Source organism: Paraburkholderia sp. AV2 (assembly GCF_054968425.1).
The window spans coordinates 158748-175358 of record NZ_JBANLK010000004.1; the positions used below are offsets into that span (position 1 = coordinate 158748).

Sequence of the window (16611 nt, forward strand, 5' to 3'; positions counted from 1 at the left end):
CCTGCGCGACGGACTACCTCGGCCGGCCTTCGCCGCCAGATGGCGCCGCGGCCGGAAAGTGCCCGTGCCGGTCGAGCCGGCAACAGGCTAAAGAGACTTGCGCAGATTGACTGCCGGAATCTTGAGTGCCTCGCGATATTTCGCAACGGTGCGCCGCGCGACCACGAAGCCCTGTTCCGCCAGCAGTTCGGCTATGCGGCTGTCCGAAAGGGGGGATTTAGGGTTCTCGGCTCCTATCAATTGTTTGATGAGTGCGCGGATGGCCGTGGATGACGCCGCGCCTCCCGTGTCCGTTGATACGTGCGATCCGAAGAAGTACTTAAATTCAAGTGTCCCGAATGGAGTCAGCATGTATTTACCGGTTGTCACACGCGAGACAGTTGATTCGTGTAGGCCCAGCGTATCAGCAATCTCCCTCAAAACCAAGGGGCGCATGGCGATTTCGCCGTGCACAAAAAAGTTCTTCTGCCGCTCGACAATGGCCTGTGCGACGCGCAGGATCGTCTCGAAGCGCTGCTGAATGTTCTTGATGAGCCAGCGCGCTTCCTGCAGTTGCTGACGCAGCGAGCCGCTACCCGGGTCGCCCCGGTTGTTGCGCAGGATGTTCGCGTAAAGATGGTTGATACGCAGCTTCGGCACGACTTCCGGGTTCAGTTCGGCATGCCAGTTCTGGCCCATCTTCCTGACGATGATGTCCGGCACCACGTAGTCCGCTTCGGCCTTGCCGTAGGCCGCGCCCGGAAACGGCTCCAGCGAGCGGATCAGCCCATGCGCTTCGCGCAGCTCGTCGTCGCCCGTCTTCAGTTGTTTGCGCAACCGCGTGAAGTCGCGGGCGGCGAGCAGTTCCAGATGATTCGACACGATCTCCAGCGCGAGCGTGCGCGTGGGGGTCGATTCGATGCGTAGCAACTGGAGCTTGAGGCATTCCGACGCCGAGCGCGCGCCCACGCCCGCCGGGTCGAAGCTGTGCAGGAGCGCGAGGGCGGCGTTCAGTTCGTCCCCGTCGACTTCGAGTTCTTCGGGGATGTCGGCGAGGATTTCCTCGCACGTTGCGCTCAGATAGCCGTCGTCGTCGAGCGACTCGATCAGGAACGTGATGAGCGCCCGGTCGCGCGGGCTCGCCTGCGTCACGCGCAACTGCGCCATCAGGTGATCGCGCAGCGTGGTGGTGGATTCGTGGATTTGCAGCGGGGGAAGATCGTCGTCGTCCGAGGCACCGCCGGGGCGGCCGTAGTCGTCGAGGTTCCATTGGCTCGCGTCGCCGTTCGCGTCGGAGCCAAGACCGTCGTATTCGTCCACGCCCCGCGGCTCGCCGTCGCCGCCTTCGCTGCCGTTTGCCGAGGAACTCGAGGTCGTGGACGGCCCCGGCGCGCCATCGCCCGCCGGCGCGGGCGGCTGCGCGATCAGCGAGCCGTCGGCGGCAACACGCAGCGGGCTCGCGATCCAGTCGTCGTCGTTCTCGAGCAGGGGATTCTGCGAGATCGCCGTCGCCACTTCCTGCTGCAGTTCGAGCGTCGACAACTGCAGCAGCCGGATGGACTGTTGCAGTTGCGGGGTCAGCGCAAGATGCTGCGAGAGGCGGAGTTGGAGGCTGGCTTTCATGGCAGTGTGCGATTCATTGTAAAGAGTTTGCCACGCCCGCGATACCACGCAAAATCCACGAAAATACGCGTGCGCCGCGATGGTGCGGCCCCAAATCGTCGGTCGGGCAAGGCAGCGGTCCCGGGCCGCGAAGCAGCCGGCAATGCGACCTGAAAACAGGCGATCAAGCATGGCACCAGCGCCGCCCGCCTGTACGCCAGCCGGGCGTACTTGCCCGCGCGTTGGCGCGTGCTTGCGGCACACGGGCGCGCCGAGCGGGAAACAGGAGATGAGGATTCGGGAATGCGCGGCGCATAGCCGCACGGCGGGGGGCGCGCAGTGCGCCACCCCGCGCGGATTACATGCGGAAGTGTTCGCCGAGGTAGACGCGGCGCACGCTCTCGTTTTCGATGATCTCGCCGGGTGCGCCGGCGGCGAGCACCGTACCGTCGCTGATGATGTACGCGTGGTCGCAGATGCCGAGCGTTTCGCGCACGTTGTGGTCGGTGATCAGCACGCCGATGTTGCGCTGCTTCAGGAACTTCACGATCTTCTGGATTTCCAGCACGGCGATCGGGTCGACGCCCGCGAACGGTTCGTCGAGCAGGATGAAGCTCGGGTCGGTCGCGAGCGCCCGCGCGATTTCCACGCGCCGCCGCTCGCCGCCGGAGAGCGACAGGGCCGGATTCTCGCGCAGGTGCGCGATCTGCAGCTCGTCGAGCAGGGCTTCGGCGCGTTCCGTGATGATGTCTTTCGACAGCCGCTTGCCGTTCATGTCGACCTGCAGCTCGAGCACCGCGCGAATGTTTTCTTCGACGGTGAGCTTACGGAACACCGACGCTTCCTGCGGCAGGTACGAGAGGCCGAGCGAAGCGCGCTTGTGGATCGGCAGGAGGCTGATGGACTGGCCGTCGAGGTCGATCTCGCCCGCGTCGAGCGGCACGAGGCCGACGATCATATAGAACGACGTGGTCTTGCCGGCGCCGTTGGGGCCCAGCAGTCCGACCACCTCGCCGCTTTTCACGTCGAGCGAGACGTCCTTGACGACCGTGCGCGAGCCGTAGCGCTTCTTGAGGTTGCGCACGACGAGCGAGCTGGTTTTGCCGGCCAGTTGCCGGCCATGGCTTTGCGGAGCGGTTACGGCGTTCATTGCTGCGGCGCTCCCTGCAACGAAGTCGAAGGCGCGAGCGGGACCGAGGCGCCCGTGAGCGGCTGGGCGCCGCCGTTGCGCGGCGAGAGCATCGCGCGCACGCGGCCCGTGGGGTTGCCGGGACCCGCGACGTCCTTGCCGGACTTCGCCGTGTAGAAGTCGTTCTGGCCGTCGTAGGTGACGACGCTGCCGTGAACCGTGTCCATCACGGTCGAGAGGCCCTGCAGGCGGCGCACCGTGGCGCGCGTCGTGAGCGTGGTCAGGTCCTGCTTGCCGTCGTAGTCGATGCGCTCGGCGGTGCCGTCGACGTATTCGTCGATGCCCTCGCGCTTCTGGCGGAAGTAGGCGAGGTTGGCGTCGGGGGTGTCCGGCGCCACCGTGCCGGTGGCGTACTGGTAGCCCTGCGGGTCCTGGGTCACCACGACCTTGTCGGCCTTGATCAGAATCGTGCCCTTCGTGGCGACCACGTGACCAGTGAAGATGGTCTCTTGTTTCAGATCGTCGTAGGTCATGTTGTCCGCTTCGATGTTGAGCGGCTTGTCCTTGTCGGCACGCTCGGCATGCGCGGCGGGCGCGTAGCCCGCGAGCGGCAGCGCCACGCACAGCGTGGTCAGCGCGGCCAGCGCGCCGAGAAGGGCGCGGCGCACGCGCGCGGCGCGCAGGGCGCCGGACGGAGGACGGGGATGCGATACGTTCATGCAGTCACGCCTGGATTGGACGGCCCGGGGTTCAGGACGAGCCGCCGGAGTCAGCCGGAGCGATCGCGCCACGGACATTGCCGTAGAGCTTGATGACCCGGGTGACGTTGTTGTAGTTCATGCCGTTGGTGGCCGTCATGACCGACTGGCCGCGACGAAGTTTAACCGGCTTTTCGGTCAGGATCACATCGTCGTTCACGATCACGTGGAAATGTTCGGAATCCGCCTGCATCTCGGGGTCGCCGTAGCCGGCCGCGCGCAGGATGCGCGCGTGGTCGTACAAATCGATGATCGAGGCGTCGCTGTTCACCGTGCCGCGCAGGCCCGTAGCGGTGACGATCGGCTTGTCGGGCTGGAACGCCCGCACGGCCGGCAGCGTCAGGTCGCTGTTCTCGTCGTCCTCGTAATGGACCATGTGCGTCGCGGTGAGGCGGTACTGCGTCGCGCCGGACTGGTCGAGCTCGGACACCGAGAAGTTGTCGGCGAAATAGTCGGGCGTATGCGTGAGCGCGCGCGGCGCCTCTTCCTTCTCGTGCGGCTTGACGGCCTGCAGCAGCCACCACGTGAAGAGCGCAAGCGCCGCCACGCAGACGACCGGCACGAGCGAGGTGAGACTGAACTTCTGCGGGTTCATCGGGGCTCCGCGGCATGCGGCGCGCAGGCGGCCGCAAGCATCGCATCGTAGCGGTTCTGCGCGCGCAGGATCAGATCGGTGACCTCGCGCACGGCGCCGTGGCCGCCGCGTGCGGTGGTGACATAGTGAGCGCGCGTGAGCACCTCGGCGTGCGAGTTGGCGGGCGCCGCGGCGAAGCCGCACTGGAGCATCACGGCGAGATCGGGCCAGTCGTCGCCCATGTAGCCGCACTGTCCGGGCGTCATGCCCGTTTCGGCCAGCAGCTGCGCGAACGCGACGCGCTTGTCTTCCACGCCCTGATACAGATGCGTGATGCGCAGTTCCTTCGCGCGCACCGCCACGATTTCCGAGCGGCGTCCCGTGATGATCGCCGTGTCGAGTCCGGCCTCGCGCAGGAGCTTCGCGCCGTGGCCGTCGAGCGAGTTGAACGCCTTCATGGTGTCGCCCGCGCCCGTGAACAGGAGGCCGCCGTCGGTCAGCACGCCGTCGACGTCGAAAATCATCAGACGCACGCGCGCCGCGCGCGCACTCGCGTCGAGTTCGGAGAGAGCCGCCATCAGATCACCTTCTTGGAGAACAGGTCGTGCATGTTGAGCGCGCCGATCAGCTTGCCGGACGCGTCGGCCACCAGCAACTGATTGATGCGGTGGCGCTCCATGAGTTCCACGGCTTCGACCGCCAGATGGTCGGGGCCGATCGTGCGCGGGCCTCGCGTCATGACCGAAGTGATCGGCAGATCGCGGAAGTCGCCCGCGCGCTCCAGCACGCGGCGCAGGTCGCCGTCGGTGAAGATGCCCGTCACGCGCTGGTCCGCGTCGACGATGGCCGTCATGCCCATGCGCATGGCCGTGAGCTGGAACAGGGCGTCGCGCACCGTGGCGCTTTCGGGCACGGTCGGCATCTGTTCGCCCGTGCGCATCACGTCGCGCACGTAGGTGAGCAGGCGCCGGCCGAGCGCGCCGCCCGGATGCGAGCGCGCGAAGTCGTCGGCACCGAAGCCGCGTGCGTCGAGCACCGCGACCGCGAGCGCGTCGCCGAGCGCCAGCGCCGCCGTCGTGCTGGCGGTGGGCGCGAGGTTCAGCGAACAGGCTTCCTTTTCCACGCCCGCGTACAGATGGACGTCGGAGAGTTGCGCGAGCGTGGAGCCCGGGCGCCCCGTCATGGCGATGAGCTTCGCGCCGATGCGCTTCACGAGCGGCAGGATCGCGACCAGCTCTTCCGATTCGCCGGAGTTCGAGAGGGCCACGAATACGTCTTCGGCCGTGACCATGCCGAGGTCGCCGTGACTGGCTTCGGCGGGGTGGACGAAGAAGGCGGGGGTGCCCGTGGAGGCCAGCGTGGCGGCCAGCTTGCGGGCAATGTGCCCCGATTTGCCGATGCCGGAAACCACCACACGGCCACGGCAGCCAAGAATGAGATCGAGCGCGCCGACGAAGCTGTCGTCGAGCCGGTCGCGAAGCCCGCGCACGGCGTCAGCTTCGATGTCGAGCACGTCGCGAGCGAGCTTCAGCGCCCGGTCGCCATTGATTTTCGCTATCATTCGCGGAGTATAGCAAAGGCGTCTGCCCGCCGCGCCGGTACGCCCAGCCGGCAAGCCCCGGGCGGCCCTGCCGCCGGGCGCCTCGCGCGACCGTCGCGCCAACCTCACGGTGCTCCCTCGCAGCACTATCCATTCGCCCCGCTTTGCGCCGATCATGGACCGACCCGGCGCGGGCCCGATGCACCCGCCGGTTTCGCCGGTCGAACACGCTGTACACGCCACGCACGAGGACGCTTCACACGATGATCTCCCCGCTGGAAATGACGTTGTTCCTGCTGCTCGCCTCGGTGGTCGGCGTCGTGCTGTTCCGTTATCTGAACCTGCCGCCGATGCTCGGCTATCTGAGCGTGGGCATCCTCGTCGGGCCGCGCTCGCTCGGCATCGTGCCGGACACGCACGGCGCGCAGAATCTCGCCGAATTCGGCGTGGTGTTCCTGATGTTCTCGATCGGGCTGGAGTTCTCGCTCTCGAAGCTGCGGGCGATGCGCCGCGCGGTGTTCGGCCTCGGGCTTTCGCAGGTGCTCGGAACCATCGCCGTCGCGCTCCTCGTCGGGCTCGCGCTCGAACACTGGGTGCATATCACCTGGCAGGCCTGCGTGGCGCTGGGCGGCGCGCTCGCCATGTCGTCCACGGCCATCGTCAGCAAGATGCTCGCGGAGCGGCTCGAGATCGAAGCGGAGCACGGCCGCAACATTCTCGGCGTGCTGCTGTTCCAGGATCTGGCCGTCGTGCCGCTGCTTATCGTGATCGCGGCGTTCGGCGGCGATTCGAAGTCGCTCGTGGAGTCGCTCGGCCTCGCCGCGCTCAAGATCGTGTTCGCGCTCGGGCTCCTGCTCATCGTCGGGCAGAAGTTCATGACGCGCTGGTTCAACGTCGTGGCGCGCCGCCGCTCGCAGGAGCTGTTCGTGCTGAACGTGCTGCTCGTCACGCTCGGCGCCGCGTTCATCACCGACAAGTTCGGCCTCTCGCTCGCGCTCGGCGCCTTCATCGCCGGCATGCTGATCGCCGAAACGCCGTACAAGCATCAGGTGGAAGAGGACATCAAGCCGTTTCGCGACGTGCTGCTCGGGCTCTTCTTCGTGACGACCGGCATGCTGCTCAATCCGCACGTGATCTGGCAGCACCCGTTGATGGTGCTGGCCTTCCTGATCGGCCCGGTGGTCCTCAAGGCCGTCATGATCACGGCGCTCACGCGCCTCTTCGGGGCGTCGCCGGGCGTGGCGATGCGCACGGGCCTCGGGCTCGCGCAGGCCGGCGAATTCGGCTTCGTGCTGCTGAACCTCATTCTCGACAAGCATCTCGTCGATCCCACGCTCCTGCAGGCGATCCTCGCCGCGATGCTGCTGTCGATGCTCGCCGCGCCGTTCCTGATCCAGAACGCCGACCGCATCGTGCTGCGCCTGTCCTCGACCGAATGGATGCAGCAGTCGCTGATGATGACGCGCATCGCGACGCAGAGCCTCAAGCAGAGCGGCCACGTCATCGTCTGCGGTTATGGCCGCGCCGGACAGAACCTTGCGCGCATGCTCGAAAACGAAGGCCTGTCGTACGTCGCACTCGACCTTGACCCCGACCGCGTGGCGGCCGCGGCTGCGGCGGGCGAGTCGGTGGTGTTCGGCGACGCGGCGCGGCGCGAGTCGCTCGTCGCCGCGGGTATCCACCGCGCGGCGGCCGTGGCGATCACCTATGCGAACACGCCGTCGGCGTTTCGCGTGCTGCATCACATCCACGAGCTGGAGCCGACGCTGCCCGTGATCGTGCGCACGGTCGACGACGCCGATCTCGAACGCCTGCTGGCCGCCGGCGCGACCGAGGTGATTCCGGAGATCGTCGAGGGCAGCCTGATGCTCGCCTCCCACATGCTGGTGCTGATGGGCGTGCCGATGCGGCGCGTGGTGCGCCGCGTGGAGGAGTTGCGCGACGAGCGCTACAGCCTCCTGCGCGGCTACTTCCACGGCACGGACGATGTGGGCGAGGACGGTCACGAGCAGGTGCGGCTACAATCCGTACCGGTCGACGAGCGCGCCGACGCCGTGGGCCGCACGCTCGCCGAGCTGGGGCTTGCCGAGATCGGCGTCGAGGTGACGGCGATCCGCCGGCACGGGATTCGCGGCGTCGAGCCCGATCCGTCGACGAAGCTGCGCGAGAACGATATCGTCGTGCTGCGCGGCCTGCCCGAGCAACTGGCCGAGGCCGAGGAGCGGCTGTCGCGGCACCGCAGGGCCGGCGCCGGCGCTACGGCGGTCTGAGCGCAGCCGGTGGCCGGAGTTATCCGGCCCCAAAACCGTATCGCCTGTTTTTCACGCCTGATCATTCCTGAGACTACCCGGAGAAATCATGTCCAACGCACCTGCGAACGCGCCCGCCGAAACCGCGCAGTTCGTGAAGAACCTGATCCGCACGGTGCCCGACTGGCCTCAGCCGGGAGTGCAGTTTCGCGATATCACGCCGCTCATCGGCGACGCGAAGGGCCTGCGGGTCCTGATCGATCTCTTCGTGGAGCGCTATGTGGACGCGAAGCTCGACTACATCGCGGGCCTCGACGCGCGCGGCTTCATCATCGGGCCGATCGTCGCCTATGAACTGGGTGTGGGCTTCGTGCCGATCCGCAAGATCGGCAAGCTGCCGTACAAGACGGTTTCCGAGACCTACACGCTCGAATACGGCACGGCGACCGTCGAGATCCACGAGGACGCCTGCGGCAAGGGCGACCGCGTGGTGATCGTGGACGACCTGATCGCCACCGGCGGCACGATGCTGGCGGGCAAGCTGCTGCTGGAGCGCCTTGGCGCAACGGTCGTGGAAGGCGCGGCGATCATCGACCTGCCGGACCTGGGCGGCTCGAAGCTGCTCGCCGATGCGGGCCTGCAGCTCTATACCGTGACGTCCTTTGGCGGCCACTGATCACTGATCGCGGAAACTGATCCCATGCCCAATTTCGCCCTGTTTCTCGCGACCTCGATCGCCATTACCTTCGCGCCCGGCCCGGACAACCTCCAGGTGCTCGCGCGCGGCATCTCGCAGGGCCGCGCCGCGGGCCTCGTCGCCGCGCTCGGCTTTGCCGCGGGCATCACGTTCCACACCACGCTTGCCGCGCTTGGCATTGCCGCCGTGCTGCGCTCGTCCCCCGTGGCGTTCCAGATTCTCAAGCTCGCGGGCGCCGCGTACCTGATCTGGATCGGCATCAAGGCGCTGCGCAGCCAGGGTCTCGCCGCCGCGGGCGACCGTCCGCGCCAGCCGCTCTCAACGGTTTTCCGCCAGAGCGTGCTCGGCAACATGATGAATCCGAAGGTCACGCTCTTTTTCGTCGTGTTCCTGCCGCAGTTCGTCGATCCGCACGGCGCGCAGGCCGTGACGCTGCAGATGCTCGAACTGGGCCTGCTGTTCATGCTGCAGACCGTTGTGGTGTTCTCGGTCTTCGGCCTGTGCGCCGGCACCATCGGCGGCTGGCTCAAGCGCCGGCCGCGCGCGGGCGTATGGCTCGACCGCCTCGCGGGCGTCACGTTCATCGCCATCGGCATCCGTGTCGCGCTGCGTGACTGATACGCCATGACCTTGCCCTGCATCAGCGCCGCACGCCGCTTCGACGCGAGCGCCCATTTGCCGTTCTGGATCGGCGCGGAACGCGTCGGCTGGATCCGCCTGCCCGATGCCCGGTTGCTGGCCCGCTGGCCCGACGTCTTCGAAGTCGACGGTGTACGCGTGACCTTGTCCGCGAAATTCGACAACCCGACGGCGCGCAGCGCGGCGCTCGGCGCCGTGATCGGCGCGCTGGCCGCCGAAGGCCGCATTCCGGGCTGGCGCGACGAGACCTACGCGATCCGCAACACCTTCGACGCGCCGCCGCTCGCGTACATCGAACGCGCCGCGTCGCGCTTCTTCGGGACGATGACGTACGCGGTGCACCTGAACGGCGTCGTAGAATACGCCGGGTCGTCGTCGGGGTCGTCGTCACCCGGCGCGCCGCAGCTCTGGATCGCGCGCCGCAGCGACACCAAGGCCACCGACCCCGGCATGCTCGACAACGTGGTGGCGGGCGGCATCGGCTGGGGCTTCGGGATCGAGGCCACGATCGTCAAGGAGTGCTGGGAAGAGGCGGGCATCGAGGCGGCGCTCGCCTCGCGCGCCGTTCCGGGCCGCACGGCCCACGTGTTGCAGTCCTTGCCCGAGGGCACCCAGGCCGAGCAGATCTTCATCTACGATCTCGCGCTGCCCGAGGATTTCGTTCCGCACAATCAGGATGGCGAAGTGGGCGAGCACCGTCTCGCGCGCATCGACGAAACGGCGCGCTGGATCGAGGAAGGCGTAATGACCGTGGATGCGAGCCTCGCGACGCTCGACTGCCTGCTGCGACGCCGCTGGATCGACGAAGACGCGTGCGTGGGCATTGCCGCGATCTTCGAACCGCCGATGCTGTGAAAGGGCTCGGTTCTTTAGGCATCAGCCCTGCTGAAGATTTGAAGGGAGTTACCAAGGTCATGTCGACCGATCACAGCTTTATTCTGAAACTGTCGTGCGCCGACCGGCCCGGCATCGTTCACGCCGTCTCGGGCTTCCTGTTCGAGCGCGGCAGCAACATTCTCGATTCGGCGCAGTTCGGCGACAGCCACACGGGCGAGTTCTTCATGCGCGTCCACTTCCAGCAGGTGGGCGGCGATCCCGGGCTCGACGGCTTGCGCGAAGTCTTCGCGCCGCTCGCGCAGGAGTTCGGCATGCGCTGGGAGCTGCACGACGCGAGCGTGAAGCCGCGCGTCGTCATCATGGTGTCGAAGATCGGCCACTGTCTGAACGATCTGCTGTTCCGCTACCGCACGGGGCAACTGTCGATCGAGATCCCTGCGATCATCTCGAATCACAAGGACTTCTATCAGCTCGCGGCGAGCTACAACGTTCCGTTCCATCATTTCCCGCTGCTGAACGCCACGGACGAAGGCAAGGCCGCGCAGGAAGCGCGCGTGCTGGAAGTGGTGAAGAACGAGCGCGCCGACCTCGTGGTGCTCGCGCGCTACATGCAGATTCTCTCGCCGCAGTTGTGCGACGCACTGGAAGGCCGCGCGATCAACATCCATCACTCGTTCCTGCCGAGCTTCAAGGGCGCGAAGCCATATTACCAGGCGTTCGACCGCGGCGTGAAGCTGATTGGCGCGACGGCGCACTACGTGACGAGCCATCTGGACGAAGGCCCGATCATCGAGCAGGAAGTGGAGCGCGTGGATCACAGCATGACGCCGGACCAGCTCTCGGCGATCGGCCGCGACGTGGAGTGCGTCACGCTCGCTCGCGCGGTGAAGTGGCATACGGAGCATCGCATCGTGCTCAATGGGCACAAGACGGTGGTGTTCCGTTAAGCTTTTGCGGCGCGCACAGGCGTAAAAAAAGCCGGCTAACCTGCAAGGGAGCCGGTTTTTTGTTGCGCGTGCCGCTAAACCAGCCGCAGATAGATCAGTTCGCGCTTGATATACGCGTAGAAGATGGGCGCGGCGATCACGCCCTGGATGCCGAACGCCGCTTCCATCACGAGCATCGCGACGAGCAGCTCCCACGTGCGCGCCTCGATTTGCCCACCGACGATGCGCGCGTTCAGGAAGTATTCGAGCTTGTGGATCACGATCAGGAACACGAGCGCGGTGACGGCGGCGGGCAGGCTCACGGTCAGCGCGATGGCAACGATCAGCGTGTTCGAGATCAGGTTGCCGATCACCGGCAAAAGACCCACCACGAAGGTCACCACGACCAGCATCTTCGCGAGCGGCAGCGGCGCGTGGAAGATCGGCAGCGCTAGCAGCAGGAAGAGGGCGGTGAACACGGTGTTGATGGCCGAAATCTTCACCTGCGCGAAGACGATGCGGCGAAACGCGTCGGAGAAGCGGGCGACGCGCGTGACGAACGCCGTGGAGAGCGGCAGGCGCTGCGCATTCTTCTGCGCGCCGATGGCGATGATGGCGCCGATGATCATGCCGATCACGATACGCCCGAAGATGCGCGCCGCGTTCTTGCCGCCCTGCTGGATCTGGTTGGCATGCTCGTGCATGAGCGAGAACGCTTTGACCTTCATCTGGTCCACGTCCACGGGCAGGTAGGCGGCGACGGCCTCGGGTATGCGGCCGCGCGCCTGGTCGACGAAGGCCATCATCTGGCCCATGACTTTCTGCACGCTCGGCACGTCGTCCTCGAAGTGCTCGATAACGCCGACGATAAGGCCCGTCAACGTGCCCACGATCACGATCGACAGCAGCACCACGGCTGCCCAGCGAGCCCGGTGGCTCGACATGCGCCGTTCGATGAGCGGCGAGATCGTATGGACGAGCTGGAACACGAGCGCACCCGCGAGCAGTGCGCCGAGCAGGTTCAGTTGCAGGACTGCCCACATGCCGACAACGGCCGCGATGTAGCTGCCTGTCTCCACGGCGGAGAGCTTCGGCAGGCTCATGTCGCTCGTCAGCCTGACCGGACGCGGCCTGAGGTCGCGCACCGGTTTGTCGTCGGTGGCTTCGTTGCGCTTGACCATAAATTCGGTGTACCCGTTTGCCGATCCATGGGAAACGCGCGGTTTCCCTGTCGCGCGGTTTTCCCGTCGATCTACTGCTTCGTTCTTGCTGCCCGCGCGCGCTTTCCTGCGCGTTTCCCCCGGGCGACCCCGTTGTCGTGCTACCGGCCGGCCGATGCCGTTGCCGCGTCCGCCTGGCGCTTGAGGAGCGGCGCCAGATAGCGGCCCGTGAAGCTCGCTTTCGACTTCGCCACCTGCTCGGGCGTGCCCTGGGCGACGATCTGGCCGCCGCCCGCGCCGCCCTCGGGGCCCATGTCCACGACCCAGTCGGCGGTTTTGATGACATCGAGATTATGCTCGATGATCACCACCGTGTTGCCCTGGTCGCGGAGCCGGTGGATCACCTCCAGCAGCAGGGCGATGTCGTGGAAGTGCAGGCCCGTGGTCGGCTCGTCGAGTATATACAGCGTGCGGCCGGTGTCGCGCTTGGAAAGTTCCAGCGAGAGCTTCACGCGCTGCGCCTCGCCGCCCGAGAGCGTGGTGGCCGACTGGCCGAGCCGGATGTAACCGAGGCCCACGTCCAGCAGCGTCTTGAGCTTGCGGGCCACCACCGGCACCGCCTTGAAGAACTCGTAGGCGGCCTCGACCGTCATGTCGAGCACTTCGCTGATGTTCCTGCCCTTGTACAGGATCTCCAGCGTCTCGCGGTTGTAGCGCTTGCCGTGGCAGACGTCGCAGGGCACGTAGACGTCGGGCAGGAAGTGCATTTCCACCTTCAGCACGCCGTCGCCCTGGCAGCTTTCGCAGCGGCCGCCCTTCACGTTGAACGAGAAGCGGCCCGACTCGTAGCCGCGCTCCTTGGCCGCCGGCACGCCCGCGAACAGTTCGCGGATCGGCGTGAAGAGGCCCGTGTAGGTGGCCGGGTTCGAGCGCGGCGTGCGGCCGATCGGCGACTGGTCGACGTTGATCACCTTGTCGAAGTGCTCCATGCCCTCGATCGCCTCGAACGGCGCCGGTTCCGCCGACGAACCGTACAGATGCTGCGAGACCGCGTGGTAGAGCGTGTCGTTGATGAGCGTGGACTTGCCCGAGCCCGAAACGCCCGTCACGCAGGTGAGCAAGCCCACCGGCAGGTCGAGCGTCACGCGCTTGAGGTTGTTGCCGTAGGCTTCCACGATGCGCAGGCGCCGCTCGTCGGCCTCCTTGCGCTCGTCGGGGTACTCGATGCGGCGCGTGCCGCTCAGGTACTGGCCCGTCATCGAAGCCGGGTCGTGCTCCACCTCTCCCGGCGTGCCTTGCGCAATCACCATCCCGCCGTGCTCGCCCGCGCCCGGCCCCATGTCGACGACGTAGTCGGCCATGCGGATCATGTCCTCGTCGTGCTCGACGACGATCACCGAGTTGCCGAGGTCGCGCAGGTGCTTGAGCGTGGCGATGAGGCGGTCGTTGTCGCGCTGGTGAAGGCCGATCGACGGTTCGTCGAGGACGTACATCACGCCGGTGAGGCCCGAGCCGATCTGCGAGGCGAGGCGGATGCGCTGCGCCTCGCCGCCCGAGAGCGTTTCGGCGCTGCGTTCGAGCGACAGATAGTCGAGGCCCACGTTGTTGAGGAACATGAGGCGCGCGACGATCTCCTTGACGACCTTGTCGGCGATCTCGCGCTTCGCGCCTTCGAGCCGCAGCGTCTGGAAGTAGCCGAGCGCGTCGCGCAACGGCCAGCCGCTCACTTCATAGATGGCGCGTGCATCCTCGTTCGAGCCCGCATTTGAACCAATACGGACGAAACGCGCTTCCCGGCGCAGGCGCGTGCCCTCGCAATGCGGGCAGGGCTGATTGTTCTGGTACTTTGCGAGCTCTTCGCGCACGGCCACGGAGTCGGTTTCGCGGTAGCGGCGTTCGAGGTTCGGGATGATGCCTTCGAATACGTGCTCGCGCACCGAGGTGCGCCCGCGCTCGTTGATGTACGAGAACGGGATTTCTTGCTTGCCCGAGCCGTAGAGCAGGATCTTGCGCACCTTCTCGGGCAGGTCTTCGAACGCCGTGTCGATATCGAAGTCGTAGAACGCCGCAAGGCTCTGCAGCATCTGGAAGTAGAACTGGTTGCGCCGGTCCCAGCCCTTCACGGCGCCTGCCGCGAGCGAGAGCGAGGGGTGCGCCACGACGCGCTTCGGGTCGAAGAACGTGATCTGGCCGAGGCCGTCGCACTCGGGGCAGGCGCCCATCGGGTTGTTGAACGAGAAGAGGCGCGGCTCCAGCTCGGGAATCGAGTACGAGCAGATCGGGCAGGCGAACTTCGAGCTGAACAGGTGCTCCTTGTCCGTGTCCATTTCGAGCGCGATCGCGCGGCCTTCGGCGAGGCGCAGCGCCGTCTCGAACGATTCGGCGAGGCGCTGCTTCATGTCGGGCCGCACCTTCAGCCGGTCCACCACCACGTCGATCGTGTGGCGCTCGCTCTTCTTGAGCTTCGGCAGCGACTCCACCTCGTAGATCTTCGCCTCGCCTTCGTTGGCCGTGCCGCCGCCCGAGCGTACGCGAAAGCGCACGAAGCCCTGGGCCTGCATGTCGTCGAAGAGTTCGGCGTGCTCGCCCTTGCGGTCCACGACCACGGGCGCGAGGATCATGAGCCGGGTTTCCTCGGGCAAGGAGAGCGCGGCGTCCACCATCTGCGAGACGCTTTGCGCCTCCAGCGGAATCTCGTGATCGGGGCAGTACGGCGTGCCCACGCGCGCATAGAGCAGACGCAGGTAGTCGTGGATTTCCGTGACCGTGCCGACCGTGGAGCGCGGATTGTGCGAAGTCGCTTTCTGCTCGATGGAAATGGCCGGCGACAGACCCTCGATCAGGTCGACGTCGGGCTTTTCCATCAATTGCAGGAACTGGCGGGCGTAGGCAGAGAGGCTCTCCACGTAGCGCCGCTGGCCTTCCGCATAAAGGGTGTCGAACGCCAGCGACGACTTGCCCGAGCCCGAAAGCCCGGTGATCACCACGAGCTGGTGGCGCGGCAGGTCCAGATTGACGTTCTTCAGGTTGTGGGTTCGGGCCCCACGGATACGGATTTGTTCCATGAACCTGCGGGAGAAGGGGAGGCTAAACCTGCTACTATAACGACTTTTCCAGACCGCCGTTACGGCTTGCCGACGGTCTTCGCGGGCCTTCGAAGCGACAACCGAAGGGGCAACCGCGGAGGTTTCGGGAGCGTCGCGCGGCCGTGGGCGCGCTGCGCAATGCGGCGGCGCCGCACCAGCACGCGCGGGCAGCGACGGCCCAATCAGAACACGTTCCCCGATGTCCAATCCGTCCGCCACCTCTACCCGCATGAGCGCGCCCGAACGGCGCGCAACCCTGTCGCTCGCCTCGATCTTCGCGCTGCGCATGCTGGGCCTCTTCATGATCATGCCGGTGTTTTCGGTCTACGCGAAAACGATCCCCGGCGGCGACAACGTGCTGCTCGTCGGCATTGCGCTCGGTGCGTACGGCGTCACGCAGTCGCTCCTGTACATCTTCTACGGCTGGCTTTCCGACAAGCTGGGCCGCAAGCCCGTGATCGTCGCCGGCCTCGTGATCTTCGCCGTCGGCAGCTTCGTGGCGGCCGGCGCGCACGACATCGCATGGATCATCGTCGGCCGGGTGATCCAGGGCATGGGCGCGATTTCCTCCGCCGTGCTCGCGTTCATCGCCGACCTCACGGCCGAGGAGCACCGCACCAAGGCCATGGCGATGGTGGGCGGCTCGATCGGCATGTCGTTCGCCGTGGCGATCGTGGGCGCGCCGATCGTGTATCAGTGGGTGGGCATGAGCGGGCTCTTCGCGCTCGTCGGCGTGTTCTCGATCCTCGCGGTGGGCGTGGTGCTGTGGGTGGTGCCCAATGCGCCGAAGCCCGTGCACGTGCGCGCACCGTTCGCCGAGGTGCTGCACAACGTGGAGCTGCTGCGCCTGAACTTCGGCGTGCTCGTGCTGCACGCCACGCAGACGGCGCTCTTTCTCGTCGTGCCGCGCCTGCTGGTGGATGCGGGGCTGCCGGTCGCCTCGCACTGGAAGATCTATCTGCCGGTGATGGGCCTCTCGTTCGTGCTCATGGTTCCGGCCATCATTGCGGCTGAAAAACGGGGCAAGATGAAGGCCGTGCTGCTCTCGGCCATTGGGCTTATCCTGATCGGCCAACTGTTGCTCGGCTCGCTGACGCATACCATTATGGTTGTGGCAGCCGTGCTGTTCGTGTACTTCCTCGGGTTCAATATTCTGGAGGCGTCGCAGCCGTCGCTCGTCTCGAAGCTTGCGCCGGGCGCGCGCAAGGGCGCGGCCACGGGCGTCTACAACACCACGCAGTCGATCGGTCTTGCGCTCGGCGGCGTGGTGGGCGGGTGGCTCCTCAAGCACGACGGGGCGAGCGCCGTGTTCTACACGTGCTCTGGGCTCGTGTTGTGCTGGCTTATAATCGCGGCCAATATGAAGGCGCCGGTCAAACGCGCCTGACATCGGTCGAACAGTTTTTGCGGAGGCGGCCTGCACGCGGCGATGGCG

The 16611-nt window shown here is 66.4% G+C and carries 14 protein-coding genes; 6 read left to right on the forward strand and 8 right to left on the reverse strand.

Annotated elements, in window-relative coordinates:
* Positions 1-87: 87 nt before the first annotated feature.
* From V8683_RS04865 to kdsD, 6 genes are all read right to left on the reverse strand, one after another.
* Positions 88-1602, reverse strand: coding sequence for an RNA polymerase factor sigma-54 (locus V8683_RS04865; RefSeq protein ID WP_411187204.1), 1515 nt, complete (start codon positions 1600-1602; stop codon positions 88-90).
* A 337-nt stretch (positions 1603-1939) separates the two neighbouring features.
* Positions 1940-2731, reverse strand: a complete 792-nt coding sequence (gene lptB / locus V8683_RS04870; protein WP_411187202.1) for an LPS export ABC transporter ATP-binding protein — start codon at positions 2729-2731, stop codon at positions 1940-1942.
* Positions 2728-3429, reverse strand: a complete 702-nt coding sequence (gene lptA / locus V8683_RS04875) for a lipopolysaccharide transport periplasmic protein LptA (RefSeq protein WP_411187200.1) — start codon at positions 3427-3429, stop codon at positions 2728-2730. Before lptA ends, lptB begins: the two co-directional genes overlap by 4 nt.
* A 31-nt stretch (positions 3430-3460) precedes the next feature.
* The gene (gene lptC, locus V8683_RS04880; protein ID WP_411187198.1) at positions 3461-4063 is read right to left on the reverse strand and encodes an LPS export ABC transporter periplasmic protein LptC; all 603 of its coding nucleotides are present in this window, start codon (positions 4061-4063) and stop codon (positions 3461-3463) included.
* The gene (locus V8683_RS04885; RefSeq protein WP_411187196.1) at positions 4060-4620 is read right to left on the reverse strand and encodes a KdsC family phosphatase; all 561 of its coding nucleotides are present in this window, start codon (positions 4618-4620) and stop codon (positions 4060-4062) included. The genes lptC and V8683_RS04885 overlap by 4 nt, the downstream gene beginning before the upstream one ends.
* Positions 4620-5603, reverse strand: a complete 984-nt coding sequence (gene kdsD, locus V8683_RS04890) for an arabinose 5-phosphate isomerase KdsD (RefSeq protein ID WP_411187194.1) — start codon at positions 5601-5603, stop codon at positions 4620-4622. Before kdsD ends, V8683_RS04885 begins: the two co-directional genes overlap by 1 nt.
* A 242-nt stretch (positions 5604-5845) precedes the next feature.
* Between kdsD and V8683_RS04895 the strand changes: the two genes are divergently transcribed.
* The 5 genes from V8683_RS04895 (at position 5846) to purU (ending at position 10951) form a co-directional block, all read left to right on the forward strand.
* Positions 5846-7852: a cation:proton antiporter domain-containing protein gene (locus V8683_RS04895; protein WP_411187192.1), complete on the forward strand. Its 2007-nt coding sequence runs from the start codon at positions 5846-5848 to the stop codon at positions 7850-7852.
* Positions 7853-7940: 88 nt separating this feature from the next.
* Entirely contained in the window at positions 7941-8507 is a 567-nt protein-coding gene (locus V8683_RS04900; RefSeq protein ID WP_411187190.1) for an adenine phosphoribosyltransferase, read from the forward strand.
* A 24-nt stretch (positions 8508-8531) separates the two neighbouring features.
* On the forward strand, positions 8532-9146 hold the full coding sequence (locus V8683_RS04905) for a LysE family translocator (RefSeq protein WP_411187188.1): 615 nt from the start codon (positions 8532-8534) through the stop codon (positions 9144-9146).
* 6 nt (positions 9147-9152) lie between these two features.
* Positions 9153-10022: an NUDIX hydrolase gene (locus V8683_RS04910; RefSeq protein ID WP_411187186.1), complete on the forward strand. Its 870-nt coding sequence runs from the start codon at positions 9153-9155 to the stop codon at positions 10020-10022.
* A gap of 59 nt (positions 10023-10081) precedes the next feature.
* The gene (purU, locus tag V8683_RS04915) at positions 10082-10951 is read left to right on the forward strand and encodes a formyltetrahydrofolate deformylase (RefSeq protein ID WP_411187184.1); all 870 of its coding nucleotides are present in this window, start codon (positions 10082-10084) and stop codon (positions 10949-10951) included.
* Between the two features lie 74 nt (positions 10952-11025).
* On the opposite strand, the gene V8683_RS04920 is transcribed toward purU, so the two are convergent.
* Together V8683_RS04920 and uvrA are read right to left on the reverse strand one after the other, a co-directional pair.
* Complete coding sequence (locus V8683_RS04920; RefSeq protein WP_411187182.1) at positions 11026-12111, reverse strand: AI-2E family transporter; 1086 nt, start codon at positions 12109-12111, stop codon at positions 11026-11028.
* Positions 12112-12251: 140 nt separating this feature from the next.
* Positions 12252-15155 carry an excinuclease ABC subunit UvrA gene (gene uvrA / locus V8683_RS04925; protein WP_411187180.1) on the reverse strand — a complete coding sequence of 968 codons (2904 nt, stop codon included), beginning with the start codon at positions 15153-15155 and terminating at the stop codon, positions 12252-12254.
* Positions 15156-15405: 250 nt separating this feature from the next.
* Between uvrA and V8683_RS04930 the strand changes: the two genes are divergently transcribed.
* Positions 15406-16563, forward strand: a complete 1158-nt coding sequence (locus tag V8683_RS04930; protein WP_411190449.1) for an MFS transporter — start codon at positions 15406-15408, stop codon at positions 16561-16563.
* Positions 16564-16611 lie beyond the last annotated feature (48 nt).